Origin of the sequence: Stappia sp. TSB10GB4, from assembly GCF_900185745.1 — a bacterium.
Classification (GTDB): Bacteria; Pseudomonadota; Alphaproteobacteria; order Rhizobiales; family Stappiaceae; genus Stappia.
Genome location: NZ_FYAV01000072.1, coordinates 12,610 through 38,857, shown reverse-complemented (window position 1 = coordinate 38,857; position 26,248 = coordinate 12,610). Strand labels below are relative to the sequence as shown.

Below are 26,248 nucleotides of genomic sequence, written 5' to 3'. Positions count from 1 at the left end.
CGGCGCCGGCTAAAGGTTGCGCAGCACCGGCGCCGGCTTGCGCCCCAACACCTGCCAGGTGCCCATGAGGCCGAAGCCGACGGTGAGTACGAGGGCGGCAAGCGCGGCGCCGAAGGCGGTCACGGGCAGGAAGGCGAAGCCCGCATTCATGATCTCCACCAGCACGAAGGAGGCGGCGAGCGCCCCGGCGATCACCGCAAACGCGGCGGTGACGAGGCCGAGAATGGCGTATTCCAGCGAGAAGCTGGCGATCAGCCGGCCGCGGGTTGCGCCCAGCGTCTTGAGGATCACCGCGTCGTAGACCCGGTGCCGGTGACCGGCGGCGAGCGCCCCGCCCAGCACCAGCACGGAGGCGATGAGGGTGATCGAGGCGGCGGCGCGGATCGCCACCGCGAGCTGTTCCACGAGGCTGTTGACCTGCTGGATGGCGTCCTTGACGCGCACGGCGGTGACGGTCGGGAACGCCTGCGACAGGGTCTTGAGCAGGGCCAGCTCGCGGGCCTCGCCGCCGCCGTCGGCATAGGCGAGGGTGCGCAGATGGGTGTGCGGCGCGCCGGCGAAGGTGTTGGGCGAGAACACCATGACGAAGTTGATGGCGAGCGATTCCCACTCGACCCTTCGGAAATTGGCGATCTCGGCGGTGATCTCGCGGCCGAGTACGTTGACGGTGATCGTGTCGCCGATCTTCAGGCCGAGCCCGGCGCCGGCGCCGGCCTCGAAGGAGACGAGCGGCGTGCCGTCATGGTCGGGCGCCCACCAGGTGCCCTCCGTCAGCTCCGCACTCGCCGGCCGCTCGCCGGCATAGGTGACGCCGCGATCGCCGTTGAGCACCCAGCGGCCGCCCTCGGGCACCGCGACCTCCTCGCTCGGCACGCCGTTGACCGCGGCGATGCGGCCGCGCAGCATCGGCGCGCCGTCGATGGTGGCGCCCGGCGCCTCGCGGGCGAGCAGGGCGTCGAAGGCCTCGCGCTCCGACTGCTGCACGTCGAGGAAGAAGAAGCTCGGGGCATTGGCGGTGACGGTGGTGCCGAGCTCGCGGCGCAGGTTGCCGTCGATCAAGGCCAGGGCGACCAGCAGCGACAGGCCGAGGCCGAGCGAGAGCACGACGGAGGGGGTCAGCGCGCCGGGCCGGTGGATGTTGGCAAGCGCCAGGCGCAATTCGGCGCCGCGCGGATGCGGCAGGCGGCGGGCGCCGGCCATGATGCCGCGGGCGATCAGCATCAAGAGCACGAAGACCACCGCGGTGGCGCCGACATAGGTGAGCGAGATGCGCAGGTCGCCGGACAGGGCGACGGCAAGGCCGGCGAGCACCAGCACGGCGGCGGCGGTCGCCGCGAGGTAGCGCTTGCGCGGCCAGGCGCGGGTGGCGGAGGCATCGTCGCGGAACAGCAGGCTCGGCGGCACGTCATGGGCGCGGCCGAGCGGCCACAGCGCGAAGGCAAGCGCAGTGAGCCCGCCATAGAGCACGCCGAGGCCGAGCTCGGCCGGATAGACCGAGGCGATCGCCTTGATCGGCAGCACGGCGGCGATGAAGCCGGCGGCAACGAAGGGGATCAGCGCGCCGAGGACGAGGCCGGCGGCGATGCCGAGGCCGGCGAGGCAGAGGATCTGGATCAGATAGACGCGGAAGACGAAGTCGCCATCGGCGCCAAGGCAGCGGAAGGTGGCGATCACCGGCCGCTTGGCATCGAGATAGGAGCGCACCGCATTGGCGACGCCGACGCCGCCGACGACCAGCGCGGTGAGGCCGACAAGGGTGAGAAACTGGGCAAGGCGGGTGATGTTGCGCTGCAGGCCGGGGGCGGCCTCGGCGCGCGACTGCACCCGCCAGCCGGCGAGCGGGAAGCGCCGGTTGGCCTCCTCGGCCAGCGCCTCGACCGCCGCGGAGGAGGTGCCGGCGGGCAGGCGGACGCGGTAGAGCCAGCGCACCAGGCTGCCGGGCTGGACGAGGCCGGTCTCCTCCAGCGCAGCGTCCGAGGCGATCATCCGGGGGCCGAAATTGATGCCGTCGCTGAGGCGGTCGGGCTCGGCCGCGAGGGTGTCGGCGATGTGCAGGCTGGCACGGCCGAGAGTGATCGTGTCGCCCTTTTCCAGCCCCAGGCGGACCAGCAGCTCCGGCTCCACGACGACGCCATGTACACCGTCGCGGGGTGCCAGCGCGCCGGCCAGATCGCCGCCGCCGGCAAGGCGCAGCTCGCCATAGAGCGGATAGGCGCCGTCGACGGCCTTCAGCTCGACCAGGGTCTGCTCGCCGCTGTCCGGCGCCCGCGCCATGCCCCGCAGGGTGGCGACGCGCGAGACCGCGCCGAGGCTTTCCAGCCAGGCAAGCTCGTCCGGCTCGGCGGTGCGGTGGATCAGGCGGGCCGACAGGTCGCCGCCGAGGATCGAGGTGCCTTCGGCGGCGATGCCTTCCACCAGCGCGCGCGAGACGGAGGCAACGCCGGAGATGGCGGCGACGCCAAGCGCGATGCAGGCGATGAAGACATAGAAGCCGCGCAACCCGCCGCGCATCTCGCGAAGGGCGAAGCGGAAGGCGAGGCCGAGCGGCGGGCGGGCGCGGCGCTGCGACGGCGTGGGCAGGACACCGTGCATGGTCAGGCCCCTCCGCCGGCGGGAGCGGGCTCCAGCGTCTCGATATGGCCGGAGCGGACGCGGATGGTCTCGTCGCAGCGACGGGCGAGCGCCGCATCATGGGTGACCATGACCAGCGTCATGCCGCGCTCGCGGGTGGCGGAGAACATCAGGTCGACGATCTGCGCGCCGGTGGTCTCGTCGAGATTGCCGGTCGGCTCGTCGGCCAGCAGCAGTGGCGGGCGGGTGACCAGGGCGCGGGCGATGGCGACGCGCTGCTGCTCGCCGCCGGACATCTGCGAGGGGTAGTGGCCGGTGCGCTCGGCAAGGCCGACGGCGGCCAGCTCCTCGCGCGCGGCCTCGAAGGCGCGCGGCACGCCGGCAAGCTCCAGCGGCACGGCGACGTTTTCCAGCGCCGTCATGTTGGGAATGAGGTGGAAGGACTGGAAGACAATGCCGATGGAGCGGCCGCGGAAGCGGGCGAGCTGGTCCTCCGACAGGTCCGTCAGTTCGGAGCCGCCGACGACCACCGAGCCCTGGTCAGCCCGCTCCAGCCCGGCCATCACCATCAACAGGGTCGACTTGCCGGAGCCGGACGGGCCGATGATGCCGACCCGACGGCCGGCGGCGATGTCGAGGTCGACGCCCTTGAGAATGTGGACGCGGGCGGCGGCGTGGCCGAGGCTGAGATGAACGCCGGACAGGGAGACGATGGGGGGCGGGACTGTTCGGTCGGTCATGCTCTGCCTATATGGTTGGGCCATATGATCGGGTCGACGTTGCAACATGCCGCGCTGCACGCAACCTTTCGCGATATGGGAGGTTACGCGGGGAGCGTCCAGAGGATCAGCCGACATGATACGTTTCGTTACAGTTTTTCTCGCCATGGCCGGATTGCTGGCCGCGCTGCCGGCGCGGGCCGAGCCGCTGCGCATCCTCGCGCTGGGCGACAGCCTGACGGCCGGCTACCAGTTGCCGCCCGAGGCGGCGTTCCCGGTGCAACTGGAAGCGGCGCTGAAGGCGCGCGGGCACGATGTCGTCGTGGTCAATGCCGGGGTTTCCGGCGACACCACGGCGGGAGGGCTGTCGCGGCTCGACTGGTCGCTGGGCGAGGGGGCGGACGCGGTGATCGTCGAACTCGGCGCCAATGACGCGCTGCGCGGCCTGCCGGTGGCATCGGCGCGGGCGAATCTCGAGCGGATCGTCGGGAGCCTTGCCGAGCGCGGGCTGCCGGTGCTGCTGGCCGGCATCGCCGCGCCCCGCAACATGGGCGAGGACTATGTCGCCGGCTTCGAGCGGATGTATGCGGAGATCGCGGCGGACCACGACGCGGTGCTCTATCCGAATTTCCTTGCAGGCATCCCGATCACGGCCGAGACGGTGCTGCCGGACGGCATCCACCCGACGCAGAAGGGCGTCGCGATCATCGTCGAGGGCATCCTGCCGAAGGTCGAAGAACTGATCGCGCGGGCCGGCGCGGCGCGGGGCTGAGCGGGCACCCGGCGCGGCGCATCGGGGCGTGCGGGGAGAGGCCGGCAGACGGTTGACGAGGCGCGCTTGAGCGGTCAAGGTCCGGCCATCCTCCCGGTCTTCACAAGACACCGCAGCAGAAAGATCCCCCGATGCAAAAGCGCCGTCTCGGACGCACGGACATTCATGTCTCCAGCCTGTCGCTCGGCACGATGACCTTCGGCGAGCAGAACACCGAGGCCGAGGGCCATGCCCAGCTCGACCTCGCGCTCGACCGCGGCATCAACCTCTTTGATGCCGCCGAACTCTATCCGATCCCGCCCAAGGCCGAGACCCAGGGGCGCACCGAGGAAATCATCGGCACCTGGCTGAAGGCGCGCGGCAACCGCGACAAGGTGGTGATCGCCACCAAGGTGGTCGGCCGCACCGAGAACACCTGGTTCCGCAAGGACGGCAGCGAGGGCCGGCTGACCCGCGCGCAGATCGAGGAAGCCGTCGACAAGAGCCTGACGCGGCTGCAGAGCGACTATATCGACCTCTACCAGATCCACTGGCCGGACCGGAACGTCTCCGGCTTCGGCTCCAACCCGACGATCTGGAAGGCACCGGCGCCCTGCGACGACGAGACGCCGATCGAGGTGACGCTGGAGGCGATGGACCGGCTGGTGAAGGCCGGCAAGATCCGCCATCTCGGCCTCTCCAACGAGAGCCCCTGGGGCACGATGCGTTTCCTGGAACTGGCCGAGCGCAACGGCTGGCCGCGGGTGGTGTCGATCCAGAACGCCTACAATCTGGTCAACCGCACCTTCGAGGGCGGGCTTGCCGAAATCGCCCACCGGGAACAGGTCGGCCTGCTCGCCTATTCGGCGCTGGGCCAGGGCTATCTGACCGGCAAGTATCGCAACGGCGCGCTGCCGGCCGGAGCCCGCAAGACGCTGTTCGACCGGCTGCAGCGCTACGAGAAGCCGGGTGCGGACGTCGCGATCAACGCCTATCTCGACCTTGCCGACGAGCTCGGCCTGTCCTCCTCGCAACTGGCCATCGCCTTCGCGCTGTCGCGCGCCTTCACCACCTCGGTGATCCTCGGCGCGACCTCGCTGGGCCAGCTCGAGCACGATCTCGGCGCGCTGGACCTTGCAATCACCGAGGAGATCGAGGCGCGGATCAACACGCTCTACCAGCATCACGGCAGCCCCTGCCCGTAAGGCGGCGGAAAGACGCGGCGGGCCGGCCCGAATCACGGCCGATCCGCCGCGACGGAGGGGGCCTGCTGCCGGTCGCAAAGCCGGCCTGAGGCGGAATGCCCTTGCGGATCAGCGCCTTGCTTTTTTGCTTGCGGTGCAGCGAAAAACCCGTCCTGATGAGAGCATGCGGCGACAGCGGAGGGTTCGATCATGCCTCGACTGTTCACCGGGCTTGAGATTCCGGCCCAGACCGGCCTCATGCTCTCCCTGTTGCGCGGTGGCCTGCGCGGTGTGCGCTGGATCGACCCCGAAAATTACCACATCACCCTGCGCTTCATCGGCGACATCGACGACCGCATGGCCGACGAGGTGGCGGACGCGCTCGACCGCATCCGCCGCGATCCGGTGGAGATCCGGCTGACCGGGCTCGGCGCCTTCGCCAACGGCAAGCCGCATGCGGTCTTCGCAAGGGTCGAGCCGACGCCGGGGCTGATGGAGCTGCAGGGCGAGCAGGAGCGCATCCTGCAGCGGCTGCGGCTGCCGGCGGAGCGGCGCAAATACGTGCCGCATGTGACGCTGGCGCGCTGCCGCACCTGCAGCAACCAGGACGTGGCGCGCTGGCTCGCCGAGCATGGCGACTTCTACGCCCAGAGCTTCACGGCGGCGCGCTTCGCGCTGTTCTCCTCCCGTGCCAGCGTCGGCGGCGGGCCCTACCTGGTGGAGGAGGCCTATCCGCTCGACCGGCAGGGCGGCGGCTACGGCCTGCCGGAGGGCCCGGCGCAGTTCGCCGGCCAGCATCGCTGAGCAGGACGGGGCGTCCCGACCCGCGAACCGGTTGCATTAGGCCTTAAGTTGCAGTGCAACAAGTTCCGGCTTGCCTTTGGACACGGCGCTTGCGATACAGCCGCCAACATCCAAAGAGGAGCCCCCATCCATGCGTATCGATGCCGTTCCGATCGGAAAGAATCCGCCCGAGGACATCAATGTCATCATCGAGGTCTCGGTGGGCGGCGAGCCGATCAAGTACGAAATGGATAAGGAAGCCGGCGCCATGTATGTCGACCGCTTCCTCTACACGCCGATGCGCTATCCGGGCAATTACGGCTTCGTGCCGCACACCCTGTGCGGCGACGGCGACCCGGTCGACGTGATCGTCGCCAACCAGCGGCCGATCGTGCCGGGCGCGATCATGAACTGTCGCCCGATCGGCGTGCTGTTCATGGAGGACGAGGCGGGGCAGGACGAGAAGTTGATCGCGGTGCCCTCCAGCAAGCTGACGCGGCGCTACGAGAACATCGTCCATTACGAGGACCTGCCGGACATCACCATCCAGCAGATCAAGCACTTCTTCGAGCACTACAAGGACCTGGAGCCGGGCAAGTGGGTGAAGATCACCGGCTTCGGCGGCCCGGACGAGGCCAAGCGGATCATCGAGGAATCGATCGAGCGGGCCAAGGCCGCCAAGGCCTGAGCCGCCTGTCGCGCTGTTTCAGCCGACGACATTCGACATTCTAGGCCGCGTCCCACAAGGGCGCGGCCTTTTGCGTTTCCCAGTCTCTTGGTCTCCGGGCGTCAGGCGCTGTCGCCGGTCTGGGCGCGGATGGCGCGGGCGACCTGCTGCGGGATTTCCAGATGCGGCATGTGGCCGACCCCGTCGAACACCTGCACGGCGATGTCGCCGGGCAGGCCGCGCGCCTGGGAGACCGGCAGCACCCGGTCCTGGGCACCCCAGATCAGCCGCACCGGGGGGCCGAGGGCCGCGATCTCGGCGATCGGCAGGGTCTTCTGCTCCTTGCCGTCGAGCAGGGTCTCGACGATCTCGGTCAAGGTCTCGCAGACGCCGGGACGGGCGCGGGCCTCCGCCGCCTGGCGCACGACGAGGCGCGGCAGGTCGAAGCCGAGGCCGAAGAACTGCTCCAGCAGCGGTTCCAGTTCGCCCGGCTCGCGCGCCGCCGCATAGCGGCGCAGCAGGGCGGCGTTGATCTCGGGGCCGAAGCCGCCCGGACCGAGCAGGGTGAGGCTCGCCACCCGCTCGGGCGCCTTCAGCGCAACGAGCGCGGCGGCCGCCCCGCCCATCGAATGGCCGACGAGATGGACGCGGGCGAGGCCCATCGCCTCCAGCGAGCCGAGCACGGCGCGGGCGGCGACGCCGGCGCCGCCGATCCTCGGCCAGCCGAGGGCGCGGCCGTGGCCGGGCAGGTCGAAAGCCAGCGTGCGCCGGCTCATTGACACTTCGCCCTGCAGCTCCGCGAAACCGCGCGCGTCGCCACCGAAGCCGTGCAGCAGCACCACCGGCTCGGGACTGTCCGGGCCGCTGGCGGTGACGGGCAGGATCGAGGGCGGCAATTCGGACATGGGGCGTTGCTCCGCTGATGGGTCTTTTGCTCCTTGTCGCATGCAAGGCCAGAGGATGCGAGGGGGGGATGCGAGAGGGCAGGCGCCCATGCCGGGGAGGCGGGTCCGCCTTGGCCTTGCGCGGACTTGACAGGCGGGGGGAGCGCATCGCATGGACTTAAATCGATTGAATTGACCGGAGTGGACCAGTGAGCGAGCTACTTTGCCTCGGCGAGCCGATGATCGAGTTCAACCAGACGGCGCCGGGCGGGCCTTACGTGCAAGGCTTCGGCGGCGACACCTCGAACGCGGCGATCGCGGCGGCGAGGCAGGGGGCGCGTGTCGGCTATGTCAGCGCGACGGGGCGCGACGTGTTCGGCGACCTGTTCGACGGGCTGTGGCGTGCGGAGGGCGTCGACACGGCCGGCGTGGCGCGGATGGAGCAGGCGCCGACCGGGATCTATTTCGTCACCCATGGGCCGTCGGGCCACATGTTCTCCTATCGCCGGAGCGGATCGGCGGCGAGCCTGATGCGCCCGGAGGACCTGCCGCTCGAGCTGCTGCGCAAGGCCAGGATCCTGCATGTCTCGGCGATCAGCCAGGCGATTTCGGCGAGCGCCTGCGACACGGTGTTCGCGGCCATCGAGGCCGTGAAGGCGGCCGGCGGGCTGATCTCCTACGACACCAACCTGCGGCTGGCGCTGTGGCCGCTGGCGCGGGCCCGCGCGGTGGTGGAGGCGACAGCGGCGATGGCCGACATCCTGCTGCCCGGCCTCGACGATGCGCGCAAGCTGACAGGGCTGGAGAGCCCGCAGGAGATCGCCGATCACTACCGGGCAAAGGGCGCGGCGCGGGTGGCGCTGACGCTCGGCGACAAGGGCGTGCTCTATGCCGGGCCGGAAGGGACGGAGATCATCGCTCCGCACAAGGTGGCGGCGGTGGATGCGACGGGGGCGGGCGATGCCTTCGACGGGGCGTTTCTCGCCGAATTCCTGGCCACCGGCGACGGGCTGGCGGCGGCCCGTCACGCCAATGCGGCGGCGGCGCTCGCCGTGTGCGGCTTCGGTGCTGTTGCGCCGCTGCCACAACGGGCCGAAGTCCTTGCCTTGCTCGCCAAACAGGGCGCGCGCGGCGCCTGAGGGACGTGTAGATTTTCTGCCGATTGCGAATCAGTCGGAGGGGCGGGCGGCGCGGCCTCCGGGGCGTGGAGGTGACATGCGGTTCTTTGCTGGACGGATCTTTTCTGGGCGGGTTTTTGCGGGACTGGTGCTGGCGCTCTCCCTGGCGGGCGGTGCGCCTGCCAAGGCGCAGACGGAGCAGTATTACGATCCGGTCAGCCGGAGCTGGCAGACCTACCGGATCACGCCGGAGGCGGCCGGCAAGATCGTCCGCGAGAAATACCGGCGCACCGAGGTGCGCTACCGCACCGACAAGAAGCCGGGCTCGGTGATCGTCGATACCCGCGACCGCTATCTCTATTACGTGCTGCCGGGCGGCAAGGCCGTGCGCTACGGCATCGGCGTCGGCCGCGAGGGCTTCTCCTGGGCCGGAACCGAGAAGGTGACGCGCAAGGCCAAGTGGCCGGGCTGGACGCCGCCGCCGGAAATGATCGTCCGCGAGCGCAAGAACGGCCGCAACCTGCCGGCCTTCATGCCTGGCGGACCGAAGAACCCGATGGGCGCGCGGGCGCTCTATCTCGGGGCGACCGAATACCGCATCCACGGCACCAACGAGGACTGGTCGATCGGCCGGGCGGTGTCGTCGGGCTGCATCCGCATGCTCAACGAGGATGTCGAGGACCTCTACGAGCGGGTCTCGGTCGGGGCGCAGGTCACGGTGATGTAAGACGCCGGCCTGCCGGGCCGGTCTTTCGAGGGGCGCTGCGACCGCAAGGTCCGGCGCCCTTTTCGCGTCCGGAGAGGGGCAGGCCTCACACGGGGGCGTGCAGCTCCACCTCCTCGCCGAAGCCGGCGAGCTGGAAGCGGCCGAGCGGAGTGAAGGCGTGCGGGGCGAAGGCGGCGATGTCGGCGGTGACGAGAAGCGGCCGGCCGAGCGTCTTGGTCATCGCCTCGATGCGGGCGGCGGCGTTGACCGTGCGGCCGATCACCGAGAAGGTCAGCCGCTCGGGAATGCCGATATTGCCGAACATCACGTCGCCGGAGGAGAGCGCGATGCCGCAGTGAAGCGGATGCTCGGTCGCCGCCTGCGCCCGTTCGATCTGCACCAGCACGGCGTCGGCGGCGCGCAGGGCGCGGCTGACGGCGGCATCGAAGCCGCCCGCCTCGATCGGAAACACCGCCAGCACCGCGTCGCCGATGAAGTCCAGCACCTCGCCGCCATGGGCCATCACCGTGCGGGCGGTGGCGTCGAAATAGGCGTTGAGATGGGCCATGTAGACGTCGGGGGCGAGACGGTCGGCCAGGGCGGTCGAGCCGCGCAGATCGGAATAGAAGATCACCGCGTCGAGCCGCTCGCCGTCGCCATGGCGGATCAGGCCGGAGAGCACCCGCGATCCGGCGCGGGCGCCGAGATAGGTCTCGGCGAGGGTATGGGCGATCCGCGACTGGATGGTGGCGCGGCAGGCCAGCGCCAGGCGGATCTGCAGATAGTCGAGCCCCTCAATGTCGTCGTCGGAAAAGCCGCCCTCGGCCCGTGTCGCCCAACTGACCAGCATGCCGGACGAGCCGAAATCCTTGGCCGTCGGCAGCTCAAACGGGGTCGACAGGACGAGATAGTCGGTGAAGCCCTCGGCCTTCAGCGTCGTCAGGATCGGGAAGTCGTCGGTGGCGGCGTTGGCGCCGGCAAGACGCCGGCGCAGCCGCGTCTCGCGCGCCTCCAGCACGGCGCGGATGGGGCTTTTCAGCCAGTCCTCGGTCTCTTCCTCGTCATGGCGGTGCTGGGACAGTTCGGCCGCGCGGCCGGTGAGCCAAAGGGCGGATTCCGCCTCGACCAGCGGATGCAGCGTCGCCCAGGAGAGCATGGCGCGCTCCACCGGCATGCCGGCGGCAACGAGACGCTCGCAGAAGCCGGCGAACATCTCGCCGATATCCGGCTGGCCGAGCGCCTCGCGGATCACCCAGTCCTCGATCGCCTCAAGCTTTGGATTGGTTTTCACGCTTCACCTCCAGGCCCGAGCCCCGCGCCACGAAAAACGGCGGGCTGGCCGCCCGCCGTTCCTGACTTCACACCCCGGCCCGTCGCGGAGATTTTCTCAAGCGAGGGCGCCGTGGCAATGCTTGTACTTCTTGCCCGAGCCGCAGGGGCAGGCCTCGTTGCGGCCGACCTTGCCCCAGGTCGAGGGGTTTTTCGGATCGCGCACCGTGCCGGGGGCGACGGCCTGATAGGCCTCGTCGAACTCGTTCTCGCCGGTCAGCGGGTCGCGGTGCTCGGCATGCATCGGCGGCAGGTCGCCGCCGTCCGGCAGGCTTGGCGGCTGCTCCTGCACCAGTTCCACGCGCATGAGCTGGGCGGTGGTCGCCTGGCGCAGGTTGACCAGCATGCTCTCGAACAGGGTGAAGGCCTCGGTCTTGTATTCCTGCAGCGGATCGCGCTGGGCATAGCCGCGGAAGCCGATCACCGAACGCAGGTGGTCGAGATTGGCAAGATGCTCGCGCCACAGGTGGTCGAGCGTCTGCAGCAGCACCGCCTTCTCGACCTGGCGCATGATCTCTGGCGAATACTGGCCGACCTTGCGGGCCATGGCCTCGTCAGCGGCCTTCTTCAGCCGCTCGGTCACCTCTTCCTCGGCGATGCCCTCTTCCTTGGCCCAGTCGACGACCGGCAGGTCGAGATTGAGCAGGCGGCGCACCTCGGTCTGCAGGCCCTCGGTGTCCCACTGCTCGGCATAGGCCTTTTCCGGAATATGCTTGGCGACGAGATCCTCGATCACGTCGTGGCGCATGTCGGTGACCGTCTCGGCCACCGTCTGGCCGTCCATCAGCTCGATGCGCTGGTCGAACACGACCTTGCGCTGGTCGTTCATGACGTCGTCGAACTTCAAGAGGTTCTTGCGGATGTCGAAGTTGCGCGCCTCGACCTTCTGCTGCGCCTTGGCCAGCGCCCGGTTGATCCAGGGATGGACGATCGCCTCGCCTTCCTTGAGACCGAGCTTCTGCATCATCCCGTCCATCCGGTCGGAACCGAAGATGCGCATCAGGTCGTCCTGCAGCGACAGGAAGAACTTGGAATGGCCGGGGTCGCCCTGGCGGCCGGAACGACCGCGCAACTGGTTGTCGATGCGCCGGCTCTCGTGGCGCTCGGTGCCGATCACATAGAGGCCGCCGGCGGCGAGCGACTGCTGCTTGCGCTCCTCGACCTGGGCGCGGATCGCCGCTTCGCGGGCCTCCCGCTCCGGGCCGGCGGCCATGTCGGCGAGCTCGTGCTCGATGCGCATCTCGGCATTGCCGCCGAGCTGGATGTCGGTGCCGCGGCCGGCCATGTTGGTGGCGATGGTGACGGCGGCCGGCAGGCCGGCCTGGGAGATGATCGAGGCTTCCTGCTCGTGATAGCGGGCATTGAGGACGGTGAAGATCCGGTCCTTGTTGCCATTGCCGGCGAACAGCGGCTCGAAGGCGGCCGGCGAGGAGACGTCGGCCTGCTTGTAGCCGGCGGCCTTGAGGCGGGCGGCGAGCAGTTCCGACTTCTCGATCGAGGTGGTGCCGACCAGCACCGGCTGGCCGCGCTTGCGGCAGTCCTCGATCAGCTCGATGATCGCGTTGTATTTCTCCTCGACGGTCCGGTAGACCTCGTCGTCGTCGTCGATGCGCTTGACCGCGACATTGGTCGGGATATCGACCACTTCGAGGCCGTAGATATTGGCGAATTCCTCGGCCTCGGTCTGGGCGGTGCCGGTCATGCCGGCAAGCTTGTTGTAGAGGCGGAAGTAATTCTGGAAGGTGATGGAGGCCAGCGTCTGGTTCTCCGGCTGGATCTGCACCTTCTCCTTGGCCTCGAGCGCCTGGTGCAGGCCCTCCGAATAGCGGCGGCCCGGCATCATGCGGCCCGTGAACTCGTCGATGATGACGACCTCGCGGTTGCGCACGATATAGTCCTTGTCGCGCTGGAACAGCTTGTGCGCCTTCAGAGCCTGCTGCAGGTGGTGGACGACGGAGACGTTCTCCACGTCGTAGAGGCTGTCGCCCTTGAGCAGGCCGGCCTCGCGCAGCAGGCCTTCGAGCTTCTCGTTGCCGGCCTCGGTGAAGGTCGCCGAGCGCTGCTTCTCGTCGAGCTCGTAGTCCTCCGGCGCGATATGCGGGATGAAGGCATCGACGGTGTTGTAGAAGTCGCTGCGGTCCTCGAGCGGGCCGGAGATGATCAGCGGCGTGCGGGCTTCGTCGATCAGGATCGAGTCGACCTCGTCGACGATCGCGAAATTGTGTCCGCGCTGCACCATCGAGCCGCGCTCGTATTTCATGTTGTCGCGCAGATAGTCGAAGCCGAACTCGTTGTTGGTGCCGTAGGTGACGTCGGCGGCGTAGGCGGCCTTGCGCTCCTCGTCGGTCAGCCCGTGGACGATGACGCCGACGGAGAGGCCGAGGAAGCGGTAGACCCGGCCCATCCACTCGGCGTCGCGGCGGGCGAGATAGTCGTTGACGGTGACGACATGGACGCCCTTGCCGGCAAGCGCGTTGAGATAGACCGGCAGGGTGGCGACCAGGGTCTTGCCCTCGCCGGTGCGCATCTCCGAGATCTGGCCGGCATTGAGCACCATGCCGCCGATCATCTGGACGTCGTAGTGGCGCTGGCCGAGAACCCGGCGGGCCGCCTCGCGCACCGTGGCGAAGGCCGGCTCCAGCAGGCTGTCGAGCTTGGCGCCGTCGGCGAGCTGGCGGCGGAACGTCTCCGTGCGGGCGCGCAGGTCGTCGTCGCTGAGGGCCCTAAGGTCGTCCTCCAGCGCGTTGATGGCCGCGACACGGTTGCGCAACTGCTTGACCAGGCGGTCATTCGAGGAACCGAAGAGCTTCTTGGCGAGTGCGCCGAGGCCGACCATGTGGCGGTCCTTATCGTTTGGTCAGGTCGCGCCGGACATTCGGTCCTGGCAGCAACCCGGAGATCGGATTGACGGTACGGGCAGGCGCGGGCCTCACAACCGCCGCATTGGGGCGAGACGAACGCATGCTCGACTGGGAGTGTCCGGCCCTTCCATGGGGGACGCTCGACAGATAAGAGGGGGTCCGGAGGTTGTCAACGCCGCGCAAACCGTCAGCCGACGGGGCGGACCTCCGGCGACAGGCGGGGCGCGGCAGGCGCGACCGCCGAAACACAAGACGACAGGGATACAGGGCATGACACGCATTCTTTCCGCGACGGCGCGGCGCGCCGCCTTTGCCGCGCTGCTGGCCGGCAGCCTGGCGGCCACCGGCGCGGCGGCGCAGGAGCCGGGCGACGTGGTCGCCAAGGTCGGCGACACCGAGGTGACCGAGGCGGACATCGCCTTCGCCTCGCAGGATTTCGCGGATCAGCTCTCCCAGGTGCCGCCGACCCAGTGGCGCAAGATCCTGACCGACGTGGTGGTCGACATGACCGTGCTGGCCAATGCGGCGCGCGAGGCCGGCATCGCCGAGGAGGACGCCTTCAAGCGGCAGGTCGAGTTCCTGACCATGCGGGCGCTGCGCAATGCCTATCTCGCCCGCGAGATCGAGGGCAAGCTCAGCGAAGAGGCGCTGCAGGCTGCCTATGACAAGGAATTCGCCAATTACCAGGGCGAGGACGAGCGGCGGGCCCGCCACATCCTGGTGAAGACCAGGGAAGAGGCCGAGGCGGTGATCGCCGAACTCGACGGCGGGGCCGATTTCGCGGACGTGGCGAAGGAAAAGTCCATCGATCCGATGGGCTCCAATGGCGGCGATCTCGGCTATTTCACCCGGGGCCGGATGGTCAAGGACTTCGAGGACGCGGCCTTCGCGCTGGAGGTCGGCGCCTATTCCAAGGAGCCGGTGGAATCGCAGTTCGGCTGGCACGTGATCAAGGTCGAGGATGCCCGCAAGCAGCCGGCACCGGAGCTCTCCGAGGTGCGCGAGCGGCTGCGCCAGCAGCTTCTGCGGGCGCGCTATACGGAGGTGCTGGAGGACCTGAAGTCGAAGACCAGCATCGAGGTGATGGCCGCGCCAGCCCCGGCCGAGGGCGGCGAGGCTCCCAAGGCGCAGTAAGCGGAACGCCGCTTCAGGGGCGCGCGGCCGGTGCGGCGCGCCAGCCATCCACGAACAGGCAGACGGCCGCCCTCACGGCGGCCGTTTCCATGTCCAGCCGGCCGGTCAGCAGCCGAATGTAGGCGAACCCGACCACCAGCTCGATGGCAAGGCGCGGGTCGACATGGGCGGCGACCTCGCCGCGCTCGCGGGCGCGCTCGATCATCTTTGCGGAATGGGAAAAGCGCCCCTCCATATAGGAGCGGAGAGCTTCAGCCGCGCTGTCCTCGCTCTGCGCCTCGGCGATGACCGAGCGGAACACCGGACCGGTCGGTGTGTCGCGCCAGTGGCGGAACAGCGAGTCGAGAAACGCCGTCAGGTCTTCCACCAGATCGCCGGTGTCCGGGTTGACGACGCCCTGCTTCTGGCGGTGATAGACGTCGAGCAGCAGGGCCGCCTTGCTCGGCCACCAGCGATAGATCGTCGGCTTGCCGGCCCTGGCGCGGCGGGCCACCGCCTCGATGGAAAAGCGCGCATAGCCGTCTTCCGCGAGAATGTCGGCGGCCGCCTGGCGGATCGCATCGGCGCTTGCCGGATTGCGCCGCGCGCCCGTCGAGGGTCTGGCAGCGGGCAAAGCCTCATCGACCCCAGCGCCGACGACATCCTTCGCCTCATGGTCCGTGATGTTGCCGTTCCGCATCGCGTTTCCTCAAGTTTCCCGCCGTTCGGCCACCTTCCTGCGCGGATTGTGGGCGGCTCTGTCGTTGCATTCAGCCTTAGCACAGGGCTTGACTAAACGAAACGGCCCGTTTAGATAATGCGAAACGAAACGGCCCGTTTCGTTTGTTGAGGCGCCAGAATTTCTTCAAGCCGCTCCGCCGCCCTGACGCTGCCTGGGCGCCGTCACCCGGATCCTTCCAGCCGAGCCATTGCCTTCGGCCTGCTCACCAGGAGATCTCCCGATGTCCGCACAGACTGCCTCCGCCCCGTCCCCGGATGTTCCCGCCTCCGACCCTTCCGACATGCGGGCGGATGCGGCCGCCCGTCCGGCGCCCCCTGCCGCACCGCGCGTCCTGTCGCGTCCGCGCTTCGCTCTGCTGGTCTTTGCCGGCGTCTATCCGCTGGTGACGGCGCTGCTTTATCTGGTCGCGCCGCTGACCCGCGGCTGGATGTTCTGGCAGCAGACGCTGGTTCTCGCGCCGATCATGGTCGTGATCATGGTCTGGGGTCTCATCCCCTTCCTGCACCGCCGCTTTTCCGCCTTCCTGCATCCGGTCCGCAGGCCCTCGGCAGGATAGGACTTGCGCGAGCGGGAGCGATGGGGCAAGGCTCGCGGCAGTCTCTTCCCCCCGCTTTTCAAGGGAGTGTCCGATGTCCACGGCCGTCTCGCCGCTCGCCCCGAAATCCTATCCGGCGCTGCCCGCCGTCGCCGGCGTGCGCTTCGCCACCGCCCAGGCCGGGATCAAGTACAAGGGCCGCACCGACGTCCTGATGGTGCTGCTCGACGAGGGCGCGGACGTCGCCGGCGTGTTCACCAAGTCGCGCTGCCCGTCGGCGGCGGTCGACTGGTGCCGCGACAATCTCGCGGGCGGCCGCGCCCGGGCGCTTTTGGTCAATTCCGGCAATGCCAATGCCTTCACCGGCCGCAAGGGCCGCGAGGCGACCGAGCTTTCGGCGCGCTATGTGGCGGAAGCGGCCGGCTGCGCCATGGGCGAGGTGTTTCTCGCCTCCACCGGCGTGATCGGCGAGCCGCTGCCGGCGGAGAAGTTCGCCGGCGTCGTCGGCACCCTGGTCGGCGAGGCCGAGGCCGGCGACTGGCAGGGCGCGGCGCGTGCCATCATGACCACCGACACCTTCCCCAAGGCGGTCTCGCGCAGCATCGACCTCGGCGGCCAGAGCGTGACGCTCAACGGCATCGCCAAGGGCGCCGGCATGATCGCGCCGGACATGGCGACGATGCTCTCCTTCCTGTTCACCGATGCGCCGATCGCCGCGCCCGTGCTGCAGGAACTGCTGTCTGAAGCGGTCGAGGGAACCTTCAACGCCATCACCATCGACGGCGACACCTCGACCTCCGATACGGTGCTGCTGTTCGCGACCGGCAAAGCCGGCGGCGCGCGGGTCGAGCGGGCGGACGATCCCCGGCTTGCCGGCTTCCGCCAGGCGCTCGGCGAGCTGATGCGCGAGCTGGCACACCTGATCGTCAAGGACGGCGAGGGCGCGCGCAAGTTCGTCGCCGTCACCGTGACGGGCGCGGAGAGCGACGCCTCGGCCAAGCGCATCGGCTTTTCCATCGCCAATTCGCCGCTGGTGAAGACCGCGATCGCCGGTGAGGACGCCAACTGGGGCCGTATCGTCATGGCGGTGGGCAAGGCCGGCGAGCCGGCCGACCGCGACCGGCTGGCGATCTGGTTCGGCGACGTGCGCGTCGCCGTCGATGGCGAGCGCGATCCCGGCTACTCGGAAGAGGCTGCCTCCGCCGCCATGCGCGAGGAGGAGATCGCGATCCGCGTCGATCTCGGCCTCGGCGAGGGGACGGCGACGGTGTGGACCTGCGACCTCACCAAGGAGTATGTCGCGATCAACGGCGACTACCGGTCCTGAGCCGGGTGCCCGCATGGCGGACCGCGCGCCTGTCCTCGACCTTGCGACGCTGAAGGCCATCGAGGAAGCCAATCTCAACAGCTTTCCGAGCGAGCGCAGCGTCGTCGACGGGGCCTGGGTGGCGCGGCTGTCGCCCGGCAATCCGGCGCGGCGGGTGAACTCGCTCAACGTGATGGATCCGCGCGACGGGGGCAGCGCCGGCCGGCGGCTGGCCGAGATGCGGGCGGTCTTTGCCCGCAACGGGGTTCCCTTTCACCTGCGCCATACGCCCCTGACGCCACCGGAGCTGGCGGCGATCGCCGACAGCGAGGGCTGGCCCCGCAGCGGCGACACCGATGTGTGGCTGCGGGAGGTGGACGGGGCGGAAGCTGGAGCCGGCGGCCCCGACGACATCCGCGCGGTCGATCTCGCCGCCTTCATGGACGGGTTCGCGGCGGTGGGCGGCACGCGGCCGGAGACGGTGGCAAGCGTCGCCCTGCAGCGGCTCGCCGAGGCCCTTGGCCGGGTCGCGGTGGAGCGGCTGGCCTTCCGGGCCGAGGACGATGCGGGAGCCGCGAGCGGGGTCGTGGTGGCCGTGGTCGATCGCGGGCTGCTCGGCATCTACGATCTGGCGGTGCGGCCCGATGCCCGCGGGCAGGGGCTTGGCGCCCGCCTGGTTCGCCGCTGCCTCGCCGAGGCACAGGCGCGCGGCTGCCGGCTGGCCTGGTTGCAGGTGACGGCGGAAAACGCGCCGGCGCGGGCGCTGTACCGGCGGCTCGGCTTTCGCCAGGGCTATGGCTATCACTACCGGCTGCCGGGGGAAGCTCCCCGCATGGTGAGCAAAGTCTTGCGGCAGCGTCCCGAAACGGAACGGGGAAGCGGATGAAACTTCTGATCGTCGCGGCCTGCGCGCTGCTCGATGCCGACAACCGGGTACTGATCGCCCAGCGACCCGAGGGCAAGGCGATGGCCGGGCTTTGGGAATTTCCCGGCGGCAAGGTCGAGCCGGGGGAGCGCCCGGAGGAGGCCTTGATCCGTGAACTGGCCGAGGAACTCGGCATCACGGTTAAGAAAGAGTGCCTCGCACCGCTCACATTCGCCAGCCACGCTTATGAGGAATTTCACCTGCTCATGCCACTTTTCGTATGCCGACGGTGGTCGGGCACGGTGGCGGGCCGGGAAGGTCAGGCGATCAAGTGGGTGAGGGCGGTGCGGCTTCGGGACTATCCGATGCCGCCGGCGGACGAGCCCCTGATTCCGCATCTGATCGATCTGTCCTGACAAGCGGAGGATCCGCAGCCGCCACCGGAGAGGCAGGAAGCACGGGACGCGGCAGATGCAGGCACGAATCGACAAGTTGCGCGAGCGCGGCGATCAGGTCGTCGATCTGGCCGGCACCCTGCGCCGCGACGAGGCGGGCGCGACCGCCATCGAATACGGGCTGATCGTCGGCCTGGTGTCCTTTGCCATCATCGGCGCCCTGATGAGCATCCAGGGCGTGCTCGGCGACAACGTGTTCGCCGTGGTCGCCTCCGCGCTCGCCAATATCTGACCTAAGGTCCTGAGCCTAGTCCGAACGGGGGGCCTTGCCCCCACGCTCCGCTTCGATTGCCGAGAGTGCGTCGGCAAGGCTCGCCTTTGCCGATCCCGGCTTCAGCGGCTTCTGCTGGCTTTCGTGCGGCGCCCATCCCGACAGCGACACGAGATCGAAGGTCGCGCGGATCCGCCCGTCCGGATCGGCATGGCGTTCGCCATAGATCTGCGCCGCCCGTACGAGGGTCGCGCGCGGCAGCGGCTTGCGGCTGCGGTCGGCCAGCATATTGGCCGCGCCCATCGCCCTGAGATCGCGCATCAGGGCAAACATGTCGCCATAGCGCACGGTCAGGCGGTCGACATCGGCGACCGGCAGGGCGAAGCCGGCGCGCTGCAGCAGGGCGCCGAGCGCGCGGGTGTCGGCAAAGGGTGCAACGCGCGGGGTCGCGCCGCCCAGGGTCTCCAGCTCCGCCAGCAGGAAGGCGTCCTTCAGCTCGAACAGCGTGTCGCCGCCGAGCAGGTTGGCGAGGAACAGGCCGTCCGGGCGCAGCGCCCGGCGGATCTGGATCAAGGCGCCGGGCAGGTCGTTGACGAGATGCAGCGACAGGGCCGAGGCGACGAGATCGAGCGAGGCATCGGCAAAGGGCGGGACGGCGTCGTCGGCGACGAGCGCGGCGCCCGGCACCGAGCGGTCCTCGACCAGGAGGTCGGCGCGCAGCACCGTCCCGACCCGGCCGGAGGCGGCAAGGGCCGTCGAGACATGGCCGCGATGGCCGCCGAGATCGAGGGCGAGCGGAAAGTCGCGGCTGACCGCGGCGAGCCGTTCGCCGAGGTCGGCGGCGGCATGGGCAAGCAGGAAGTCGGCATCGCCCGAGGAGGTCGCAAGGCGGGCGAGCGCGCGGGCGCGGCGCAGCGCGAGCAGGCGCCGGTCGAAGATCTCAGGTCGCTCGGTCTCTGCCACGGTTTTTCCACTTCCGCCCTTGCCGGCCGTCCCGATGACGGCGCGCGCCACAGGTAGCGCCGGCAGGGGGGCGGGATCAAGGGCGGCGCGCGGGTTCGCGTCTCGATTGCATTTTTCACGCCGTAGCTGTTCACTGGCCGGGGCTTGCACGGCATCTTCCAGCGATCCTCCGGGGGACGGGATGGCGGACACAATCGCGGACACAGTCGCGGACACACTGGCAAACACGCTGGCGGGCGGTGACGCGGCGGCGCGGCGCGGCGGGATCGGCGCGGCGATGCCGGTGCTGGCGGCGGCCGGGCGGCGGCTGCTCGACCTGCTGCTGCCGCCGACCTGCCTTGCCTGCGACGCGATTGTCGGCGTGGAGCAGACGCTGTGCCCGTCCTGCTGGAGCCGCATGCCGTTTCTCGCCCCGCCCTGGTGCGAGCGTCTCGGCCTGCCCTTTGCCTATGACCTTGGACCGGGCGCGTTGTCGCCGCAGGCGATCGCCCGGCCGCCGGCCTTCGAGCGGCTGCGGGCGGTGGCGGCCTATGAGGGGCCGGCGCGGGTGCTGGTGGCGCGGCTGAAATATCACGACCGGCCGTCGAGTGCCGGCGCGATGGGGCGCTGGATGGCGCGCACGGGAAGCGAATTGCTGGCGCCGCGCGCCGGCGAGGCCGGGCCGCCGCTGCTGGTGCCGGTGCCGCTGCACCGGCTGCGGATGTGGAGCCGGCGCTACAACCAGGCCGGCCTGCTGGCCCGCGAGATCGGCCGTGCCGGAGGGGTCGAGGTGCTGCCGCAGGCGCTGGTCCGGCGCAAGCGCACCCGGCAGCAGGTCGGGCTGGACGCGGCGGCGCGGGCGCGCAATGTCAGCGGCGCCTTCGCGGTGACGCCGCAGGGGCTGATGGCGATCTCCGGGCGGCGGGTGGTGCTGGTCGACGATGTCTATACGACCGGCGCGACGGTCGGCGCGGCAACCCGGACGCTGCTGCGCGAGGGGGCGACGGCGGTCGATGTGCTGGTGTTCGCCCATGCCGGCGCCGACGCGCCGCTCGGCTGAGGCCGAGGTTGGGGTGGTGACGCGCGTTGACGTCTTGCGGCGAGCGGGCAATGGTCAATATATGCAGAAAGGACGCCGGCTTCGCATGTGGGGAGGCCGGCGCGCGACATGGGAACGGCAGGACGGAAATCATGACAGTGGAGATCTATACGCGGCATATGTGCGGCTATTGCGCGATGGCCAAGCAGCTCCTGCAGAAGAAGCAGGTGGCGTTCCGCGAATATGATGCCACCTATAGCCCGGAGCTGCGCAGGGAGATGATCCAGCGGGCCAGCACCGGGCGCGGCGGGACGACATTTCCGCAGATCTTCATCGGCGAGACCCATGTGGGCGGCTGCGACGACCTGATGGCGCTGGAGCGGGCCGGCCGGCTCGACGCGCTGCTGGCCGCGGCCTGAGCCGGATCGCGGCAGAGAACGGAAACGGGGCGGACGTCATGGGCAAGGCAGAGAGCGGAACACTCGTCGCGGCCGTCATCCAGATGCGCAGCGGGCGGGACGTTGCGGCCAATATCGACGCCGCGTCGACGCTGATCCGCCAGGCGGCGGCGGCGGGCGCGACCTATATCCAGACGCCGGAAATGACCAACCTGCTGGAGCGCAGCCGGGAGGATCTGTTCGTCAAGATCCGGGCCGAGAGGGAAGATCCTTCGGTGGCGGTCTTCGCGGCGATAGCAGCCGAACTGCAGATCGTGCTGCATATCGGCTCGCTGGCGATCCGCACCGGCGTGGACAGGGCCGCCAATCGCGGCTTCCTGTTCGGCACCGACGGGGTGCCGCTTGCCCGCTACGACAAGATCCACATGTTCGACGTCGATCTGCCCAACGGCGAGAGCTGGTGCGAATCGGCGACCTATCAGCCGGGGGAGGAGGCGGTCGTGGTGCCGGCCGCCGGCACGCTGATCGGCCTCGGCATCTGCTACGACATCCGCTTCCCGGCGCTGTTTCGCGCCCAGGCGGGGGCGGGGGCGCGGGTGCTGACCGGCCCGGCGGCGTTCACCCGGCAGACCGGCGAGGCGCATTGGCACGTGCTGCAGCGGGCGCGGGCGATCGAGAACGGCGCCTTCGTCGTCTCCGCCGCGCAAGGCGGCCGCCACGAGGACGGGCGCGAGACCTATGGCCATAGCCTGATCGTCGCGCCCTGGGGCGAGGTGATCGCCGAAGTCGACGGCGACGCGCCGGGCTATGCGCTGGCCGTGCTCGACCTGGAGAAAGCCGACGAGGCGCGCCGGCGGATCCCCGCCATTGCCAACCAGCGCAAGTTCTCGCTTGCCGGACTGCGCGAAGCGGAGGCGGTCGAGTGATCCGTTACGCGCTCTCCTGCAAGGCCGGCCATGCCTTCGAGGGCTGGTTCCGCGGACTTGAGGATTTCGACCGCCAGAAGGCGGGCGGGCTGCTGTCCTGTCCGTTCTGCGGCGGCAGCGAAGTCGACAAGGCCTTGATGGCGCCGGCGGTCTCGACCTCGCGCAGCAGGGAGGCGCGGGCCGAGAAGGTGGCGGCTTCCGTGCAACAGACGGCTGCGGTCGTGGGGGCAGAGCCTGCGCAGGTGCCGGCGATTGCCGCCCCGCGCTCACCGGATCAGGCTGCGCTGATCGAAAAGCTCCGGGCATTGCGGGCGGAACTGACTGCGAATGCGGAGAATGTCGGCGAGGCGTTTGCGGAAGAGGCGCGCAAGATCCACTACGGCGAGACGGAAGCGCGCGGCATCTATGGCGCCGCCTCGCGCGAGGACATCGGCGAGTTGCTGGAGGAGGGCATCGCCGTGATGCCGCTGCCGGTGCTGCCCGAGGACCGCAACTGACGGCCGTCCGCCTGTCTCCCGCTATCTGATGTGTCCCAGAACGCCCAGCAGGGCGCGGGCCTGATCGGGTCCGCCGCCGGGCAGCGCCGCGTCGATCTCCGCATGGACCGAACGCCAGACCGGCACCGCGGCGATCAGGGTCTCGTGGCCCTTGTCGGTGAGGATCAGCAGGCGGCTGCGCCGGTCCTTCGGGTCGGGACGGGAGGCAACCAGGCCGTTGCGCTCCAGCGGCTTGAGCGCCGCCGTCAGCGTCGTACGGTCCATGGCGAGCAGAGCCGCGACCGGGCCAAGCGGCGGCGGGTCCGGCCGGTTCAGCGACATCAGCAGCGAGAACTGTCCGTTGGTGAGGCCGAAGGGCTTCAGCGCTTCGTCGAAGCGGCGCGCAAGCGCCCGCGCCGCCCGCTGCGCATGCAGGCACAGGCAGGTGTCGCGGACCTCGATGGTCGTTTCGAAGGGAAGGCGGTTTGACATGATCGAATTATGTTGATATCAACCTTTTTGTCAAGGCCGACCGCTGGCCTGCCTGCTGTTTTTCACAGGGCGGTTTTTCGCAGGAAAGACCGGGCAGAGCGGACGGGCCAGATGCGAAAAGGGAGAGTCGCGTGTCGAAAATGATGTTTCTCAACCTGCCGGTGACGGACCTTGCGGCTGCCATCCGCTTCCAGGAGGCGCTGGGCGCAACGCAGGACATGCGGTTCTCCGACGACCGGGCGGCGGCGATGGTCCATTCGGACAGTGTCGTGGTGATGCTGCTGACGCATGCGCGCTTCTCGGACTTCATCGACAAGCAGATCATCGACGCCCGCACTCAGGTGCAGGGCCTGTTCGCCCTGTCCCTCGGCAGCCGCGACGAGGTCGATGCGCTGGTGGCGGCCGGGGTCGCCGCCGGCGGCCGGGCGGATCCCGGCCCGGCGCAGGATTACGGCTTCATGTATGGCCGGAGCTGCGAGGATCCGGACGGTCATGTCTTCGAGCTGTTGTGGATGGATCCGGCGGCGCTGGAACAGACATAGGCACACGGACTTTGGACTGTGCTGTCCCTCAACTCACCAAGGATCGGGAGAACGGAAATGGTTGCGATGGGTTATGTCGATGGGTTCGTCGTCGCGGTGCCGGCGGCGAACAAGGAGAGCTATCTGAAACTGGCGGCGAAGGCCGCCCCGCTGTTCCGCGAGTTCGGCGCCACGCGGGTGGTCGAGTGCTGGGGCGATGACGTGCCGGACGGCAAGGTCACCGACTTTCGCGGGGCGGTGAAAGCGACGGAAGACGAGATCGTCGTCTTTAGCTGGATCGAATACCCGTCCAAGGAGGTGCGGGATGCCGCCGTGCAGAAGATGATGAGCGATCCGCGCATGAAGGAGATGGGCGACACCATGCCCTTTGACGGCAAGCGGATGATCTTCGGCGGGTTCGCGCCGATCCTCGACGCTTGAGAGCTTCGACAAGCGGCTTGCGCCCGCATGCCGGCGGGTGTGCGGGCGCAAGCCGCGGGAAAGGGGCGCAAGGTGGGGGAGGAGAAAACGATGGCAAGCATTATCCAGCATTTGTGGTTCCAGGCCGACATGGCCGGAGCGCTTGAAACCTATACCCGGCTGATTCCCGGATCGGCCGTCGAGTGGACGTCGGCGCTGCCGGCGGAGTCTCCCGCGGGACCGGCCGGCAGCGTCAAGATCGCTGCCTTCCGGCTCGGCGACCAACGCTACCGGGCGATCGAGGCGGAGGCGCCCTGGGCCTTCAACCACACGTTCTCGGTGATGGTGGAATGTGAGGATCAGGCGGAGGTCGACCGGCTGTGGGACGGTCTCTCGGACGGCGGCGAGATCCAGCAATGCGGCTGGCTGCGCGACCGCTGGGGCCTCTATTGGCAGATCACGCCGCGCCGGCTCACCGAGCTGATGAACGATCCGGATCCGGCGGTGGCCAAGCGCGTCGCCGAAGCCATGCTCACCATGGTCAAGATGGACATTGCCGGGCTCGAGGCCGCGGCAGCGGCCCGATAAGGCGGGCGCCGGTCAGACGGCGCCGAGCCAGCCGCGCATAACGGCGGTGACGGCGCCCGGCGTCTCCAGCGTCGGCAGGTGTCCGGCGCCGGCCACCACTTCCAGACGGCCGCCGGGGATCAGCTCCCGCATCTCGCGCGCCAGCTCCGGCGGCGTCAGCCGGTCGCCATCGCCGACGACGATGGTGGTCGGACAGGCGATGGCGGCGAGGGAGGGGCGCGAATCCGGCCGGCCGAGGATCGCGCTCTGCTGGCGGATGAAGGCATGCGGTCCGGTCGCGGCCGCCATCTGCGTGACGATCTCGCGCAGCGCCACGTCCTCCTGCCGGTCTTCATGGACGAACAGGGGAAACAGCGCGGGCGTCACCTGGTCGAAGCGGCCGCTGTCGGCCAGCGCCATCAGGCGGCGGCGGTTCGCCGTCTGCTCCGCGCTGTCGGGGCGCGCGGAGGTGTCCAGCAGCATCAGCCGTGTGACCCGGTCCGGCGCCCGGCGCATCACTTCCATTGCGATATAGCCGCCCATCGACAGGCCGGCGAGGGCAAAGCGCGGCGGCGCCGCCGCCAGCAGCCGGGTGGCAATCGCCGCGATGGTGTCGTCCTGGCGGTGATCGGCGACCGAAATGGCGGCGCCGGCGCCGGCCAGTTCGCCGATCTGCGGGGCGTAGAGCGCCTCGGTGCAGAGCAGGCCGGGGACAAGGACGAGCGGATCCATCGGGGTCTCCTGCGGTGCCGTATCAGGCGGGGGGTGTCAGGCGGGGCGCGCGAACAGCATCATGTAGTTGACGTCGGTGTCGGAGGTCTCCTGCCAGCGGTCGCGCAGCGGATCGAAGGAGACGCCGCAGCGCTCGACCTCCCGCAACCCCGCCGCCGCCAATGGCTCCAGCAGCTCCTGCGGGCGCACCAGCTTCTCGTAGGAGTGGGTGCCGCGCGGCAGCCAGCGCAGGACATATTCCGCCCCGACGATCGCCAGCGCATAGGCCTTCAGCGTGCGGTTGATCGTTGCGACGAACATCAGCCCGCCGGGCTTCACCAATTGCGCGCAGGCCCGGAGATAGAGCGGCACGTCGGCGACATGCTCGACCACCTCCATGTTGAGGACGACGTCGAAGCGCTCGCCCGCCGCCGCCAGCGCCTCGGCCGTCGTCGCGCGGTAGTCGATGGCAAGGCCGGAGCCGGCGGCGTGAATCTTCGCCACCTCGATATTGGTCGCCGAGGCGTCGGCGCCGGTGACCTGCGCGCCGAGCCGGGCCATCGGCTCGCTGAGCAGGCCGCCGCCGCAGCCGATGTCGAGCAGGCGCAGGCCGGAAAAGGCATCGGCGGCTTTCTCGTCGCGGCCGAAATGGGCGCTGACCTGGCGCTTGATATAGGCAAGGCGCACCGGATTGAACTTGTGCAGCGGGCGGAACTTGCCGGCCGGGTCCCACCATTCTGCGGCCATCGCCGAGAAGCGGGCGACCTCGGCGTCGTCAACGGTGCTGCCGGCTCCGCCGGCTCCGGTCTGTGCGGCGCTCATGCTGCTGTCCTTTCGGGTTTCCCTTGCAGGTTTGGTCGATTGTCGCAGGCGCTTTGTCAAGCGTGGCAGTTGCGGCGGCGGGCCGCAGTCTGTATGGATGTCGCCCGATCCGGCCCGCTGTTCCGGCGGCCGAC

General features: G+C 69.4%; 29 protein-coding genes. 19 read left to right on the top strand and 10 right to left on the bottom strand.

What is annotated here, in order from left to right; genetic code table 11:
• Positions 1–9 precede the first annotated feature (9 nt).
• Together TSB10GB4_RS20800 and TSB10GB4_RS20795 are read right to left on the bottom strand one after the other, a co-directional pair.
• A complete protein-coding gene (locus TSB10GB4_RS20800) occupies positions 10–2,592 on the bottom strand; it encodes an ABC transporter permease (protein WP_186397289.1) in 2,583 nt (860 codons plus the stop codon).
• A 2-nt stretch (positions 2,593–2,594) separates the two neighbouring features.
• Positions 2,595–3,311 carry an ABC transporter ATP-binding protein gene (locus TSB10GB4_RS20795; protein ID WP_186397288.1) on the bottom strand — a complete coding sequence of 239 codons (717 nt, stop codon included), beginning with the start codon at positions 3,309–3,311 and terminating at the stop codon, positions 2,595–2,597.
• A gap of 115 nt (positions 3,312–3,426) precedes the next feature.
• Between TSB10GB4_RS20795 and TSB10GB4_RS20790 the strand changes: the two genes are divergently transcribed.
• From TSB10GB4_RS20790 to ppa, 4 genes are all read left to right on the top strand, one after another.
• Entirely contained in the window at positions 3,427–4,062 is a 636-nt protein-coding gene (locus TSB10GB4_RS20790) for an arylesterase (RefSeq protein WP_186397287.1), read from the top strand.
• A gap of 131 nt (positions 4,063–4,193) precedes the next feature.
• Complete coding sequence (locus TSB10GB4_RS20785; protein ID WP_186397286.1) at positions 4,194–5,246, top strand: aldo/keto reductase; 1,053 nt, start codon at positions 4,194–4,196, stop codon at positions 5,244–5,246.
• Positions 5,247–5,435: 189 nt separating this feature from the next.
• Positions 5,436–6,029 carry an RNA 2',3'-cyclic phosphodiesterase gene (gene thpR, locus TSB10GB4_RS20780; protein ID WP_186397285.1) on the top strand — a complete coding sequence of 198 codons (594 nt, stop codon included), beginning with the start codon at positions 5,436–5,438 and terminating at the stop codon, positions 6,027–6,029.
• 130 nt (positions 6,030–6,159) lie between these two features.
• Positions 6,160–6,696, top strand: coding sequence for an inorganic diphosphatase (ppa, locus tag TSB10GB4_RS20775; RefSeq protein ID WP_186385917.1), 537 nt, complete (start codon positions 6,160–6,162; stop codon positions 6,694–6,696).
• A 101-nt stretch (positions 6,697–6,797) separates the two neighbouring features.
• On the opposite strand, the gene TSB10GB4_RS20770 is transcribed toward ppa, so the two are convergent.
• Entirely contained in the window at positions 6,798–7,580 is a 783-nt protein-coding gene (locus tag TSB10GB4_RS20770) for an alpha/beta fold hydrolase (RefSeq protein ID WP_186397284.1), read from the bottom strand.
• Between the two features lie 188 nt (positions 7,581–7,768).
• Here TSB10GB4_RS20770 and TSB10GB4_RS20765 point away from each other — a divergent pair, with 188 nt between their 5' ends.
• The gene (locus TSB10GB4_RS20765; protein ID WP_186397283.1) at positions 7,769–8,698 is read left to right on the top strand and encodes a sugar kinase; all 930 of its coding nucleotides are present in this window, start codon (positions 7,769–7,771) and stop codon (positions 8,696–8,698) included.
• Positions 8,699–8,774: 76 nt separating this feature from the next.
• Positions 8,775–9,404 carry a L,D-transpeptidase gene (locus TSB10GB4_RS20760; protein WP_186397282.1) on the top strand — a complete coding sequence of 210 codons (630 nt, stop codon included), beginning with the start codon at positions 8,775–8,777 and terminating at the stop codon, positions 9,402–9,404.
• 85 nt (positions 9,405–9,489) lie between these two features.
• Here TSB10GB4_RS20760 and TSB10GB4_RS20755 read toward each other — a convergent pair whose 3' ends face one another.
• Both TSB10GB4_RS20755 and secA read right to left on the bottom strand, forming a co-directional pair.
• Positions 9,490–10,674: an adenylate/guanylate cyclase domain-containing protein gene (locus tag TSB10GB4_RS20755; RefSeq protein ID WP_208984911.1), complete on the bottom strand. Its 1,185-nt coding sequence runs from the start codon at positions 10,672–10,674 to the stop codon at positions 9,490–9,492.
• 96 nt (positions 10,675–10,770) lie between these two features.
• Positions 10,771–13,548 carry a preprotein translocase subunit SecA gene (secA, locus tag TSB10GB4_RS20750; protein ID WP_186397281.1) on the bottom strand — a complete coding sequence of 926 codons (2,778 nt, stop codon included), beginning with the start codon at positions 13,546–13,548 and terminating at the stop codon, positions 10,771–10,773.
• A 295-nt stretch (positions 13,549–13,843) separates the two neighbouring features.
• On the opposite strand from secA, the gene TSB10GB4_RS20745 reads away from it, so the two are divergent.
• Complete coding sequence (locus tag TSB10GB4_RS20745; protein ID WP_186385912.1) at positions 13,844–14,707, top strand: peptidylprolyl isomerase; 864 nt, start codon at positions 13,844–13,846, stop codon at positions 14,705–14,707.
• A 13-nt stretch (positions 14,708–14,720) separates the two neighbouring features.
• Here TSB10GB4_RS20745 and TSB10GB4_RS20740 read toward each other — a convergent pair whose 3' ends face one another.
• The gene (locus TSB10GB4_RS20740; protein ID WP_186385911.1) at positions 14,721–15,386 is read right to left on the bottom strand and encodes a TetR/AcrR family transcriptional regulator; all 666 of its coding nucleotides are present in this window, start codon (positions 15,384–15,386) and stop codon (positions 14,721–14,723) included.
• A 262-nt stretch (positions 15,387–15,648) separates the two neighbouring features.
• Between TSB10GB4_RS20740 and TSB10GB4_RS20735 the strand changes: the two genes are divergently transcribed.
• From TSB10GB4_RS20735 to TSB10GB4_RS20715, 5 genes are all read left to right on the top strand, one after another.
• Positions 15,649–15,984: a hypothetical protein gene (locus TSB10GB4_RS20735; RefSeq protein ID WP_244570989.1), complete on the top strand. Its 336-nt coding sequence runs from the start codon at positions 15,649–15,651 to the stop codon at positions 15,982–15,984.
• Between the two features lie 73 nt (positions 15,985–16,057).
• Positions 16,058–17,290 (top strand): bifunctional glutamate N-acetyltransferase/amino-acid acetyltransferase ArgJ, encoded by a 1,233-nt coding sequence (gene argJ / locus TSB10GB4_RS20730; RefSeq protein ID WP_186397280.1) that lies wholly within the window; start codon positions 16,058–16,060, stop codon positions 17,288–17,290.
• A 13-nt stretch (positions 17,291–17,303) separates the two neighbouring features.
• The gene (locus TSB10GB4_RS20725; protein WP_186397279.1) at positions 17,304–18,155 is read left to right on the top strand and encodes an N-acetyltransferase; all 852 of its coding nucleotides are present in this window, start codon (positions 17,304–17,306) and stop codon (positions 18,153–18,155) included.
• Positions 18,152–18,550, top strand: a complete 399-nt coding sequence (mutT, locus tag TSB10GB4_RS20720; RefSeq protein ID WP_186385908.1) for an 8-oxo-dGTP diphosphatase MutT — start codon at positions 18,152–18,154, stop codon at positions 18,548–18,550. The genes TSB10GB4_RS20725 and mutT overlap by 4 nt, the downstream gene beginning before the upstream one ends.
• Before the next feature lie 55 nt (positions 18,551–18,605).
• Complete coding sequence (locus tag TSB10GB4_RS20715; protein ID WP_186385907.1) at positions 18,606–18,821, top strand: Flp family type IVb pilin; 216 nt, start codon at positions 18,606–18,608, stop codon at positions 18,819–18,821.
• A 15-nt stretch (positions 18,822–18,836) separates the two neighbouring features.
• On the opposite strand, the gene TSB10GB4_RS20710 is transcribed toward TSB10GB4_RS20715, so the two are convergent.
• Complete coding sequence (locus TSB10GB4_RS20710) at positions 18,837–19,763, bottom strand: methyltransferase domain-containing protein (protein ID WP_186397320.1); 927 nt, start codon at positions 19,761–19,763, stop codon at positions 18,837–18,839.
• Positions 19,764–19,944: 181 nt separating this feature from the next.
• Here TSB10GB4_RS20710 and TSB10GB4_RS20705 point away from each other — a divergent pair, with 181 nt between their 5' ends.
• From TSB10GB4_RS20705 to TSB10GB4_RS20690, 4 genes are all read left to right on the top strand, one after another.
• Positions 19,945–20,802, top strand: coding sequence for a ComF family protein (locus tag TSB10GB4_RS20705; RefSeq protein WP_244570988.1), 858 nt, complete (start codon positions 19,945–19,947; stop codon positions 20,800–20,802).
• Positions 20,803–20,930: 128 nt separating this feature from the next.
• Positions 20,931–21,200 (top strand): glutaredoxin 3, encoded by a 270-nt coding sequence (gene grxC / locus TSB10GB4_RS20700; protein ID WP_186397315.1) that lies wholly within the window; start codon positions 20,931–20,933, stop codon positions 21,198–21,200.
• A gap of 38 nt (positions 21,201–21,238) precedes the next feature.
• Positions 21,239–22,105: a carbon-nitrogen hydrolase family protein gene (locus TSB10GB4_RS20695; protein WP_186397277.1), complete on the top strand. Its 867-nt coding sequence runs from the start codon at positions 21,239–21,241 to the stop codon at positions 22,103–22,105.
• A complete protein-coding gene (locus TSB10GB4_RS20690) occupies positions 22,102–22,602 on the top strand; it encodes a DUF1178 family protein (RefSeq protein ID WP_186397276.1) in 501 nt (166 codons plus the stop codon). Before TSB10GB4_RS20695 ends, TSB10GB4_RS20690 begins: the two co-directional genes overlap by 4 nt.
• Before the next feature lie 21 nt (positions 22,603–22,623).
• Here the strand turns inward: TSB10GB4_RS20690 and TSB10GB4_RS20685 are convergent, their stop codons facing one another.
• A complete protein-coding gene (locus TSB10GB4_RS20685) occupies positions 22,624–23,073 on the bottom strand; it encodes a MarR family winged helix-turn-helix transcriptional regulator (RefSeq protein WP_186385903.1) in 450 nt (149 codons plus the stop codon).
• Between the two features lie 140 nt (positions 23,074–23,213).
• On the opposite strand from TSB10GB4_RS20685, the gene TSB10GB4_RS20680 reads away from it, so the two are divergent.
• The 3 genes from TSB10GB4_RS20680 (at position 23,214) to TSB10GB4_RS20670 (ending at position 24,602) form a co-directional block, all read left to right on the top strand.
• Positions 23,214–23,615 carry a VOC family protein gene (locus TSB10GB4_RS20680; protein WP_371328924.1) on the top strand — a complete coding sequence of 134 codons (402 nt, stop codon included), beginning with the start codon at positions 23,214–23,216 and terminating at the stop codon, positions 23,613–23,615.
• A 66-nt stretch (positions 23,616–23,681) separates the two neighbouring features.
• Entirely contained in the window at positions 23,682–24,035 is a 354-nt protein-coding gene (locus TSB10GB4_RS20675) for a DUF1428 domain-containing protein (RefSeq protein ID WP_186397314.1), read from the top strand.
• Between the two features lie 90 nt (positions 24,036–24,125).
• On the top strand, positions 24,126–24,602 hold the full coding sequence (locus TSB10GB4_RS20670; protein WP_186397274.1) for a VOC family protein: 477 nt from the start codon (positions 24,126–24,128) through the stop codon (positions 24,600–24,602).
• 12 nt (positions 24,603–24,614) lie between these two features.
• Here TSB10GB4_RS20670 and TSB10GB4_RS20665 read toward each other — a convergent pair whose 3' ends face one another.
• Positions 24,615–25,313 (bottom strand): alpha/beta fold hydrolase, encoded by a 699-nt coding sequence (locus TSB10GB4_RS20665; protein ID WP_186397273.1) that lies wholly within the window; start codon positions 25,311–25,313, stop codon positions 24,615–24,617.
• Between the two features lie 36 nt (positions 25,314–25,349).
• Positions 25,350–26,114, bottom strand: coding sequence for a bifunctional 2-polyprenyl-6-hydroxyphenol methylase/3-demethylubiquinol 3-O-methyltransferase UbiG (ubiG, locus tag TSB10GB4_RS20660; RefSeq protein ID WP_186390168.1), 765 nt, complete (start codon positions 26,112–26,114; stop codon positions 25,350–25,352).
• Between the last annotated feature and the right edge of the window lie 134 nt (positions 26,115–26,248).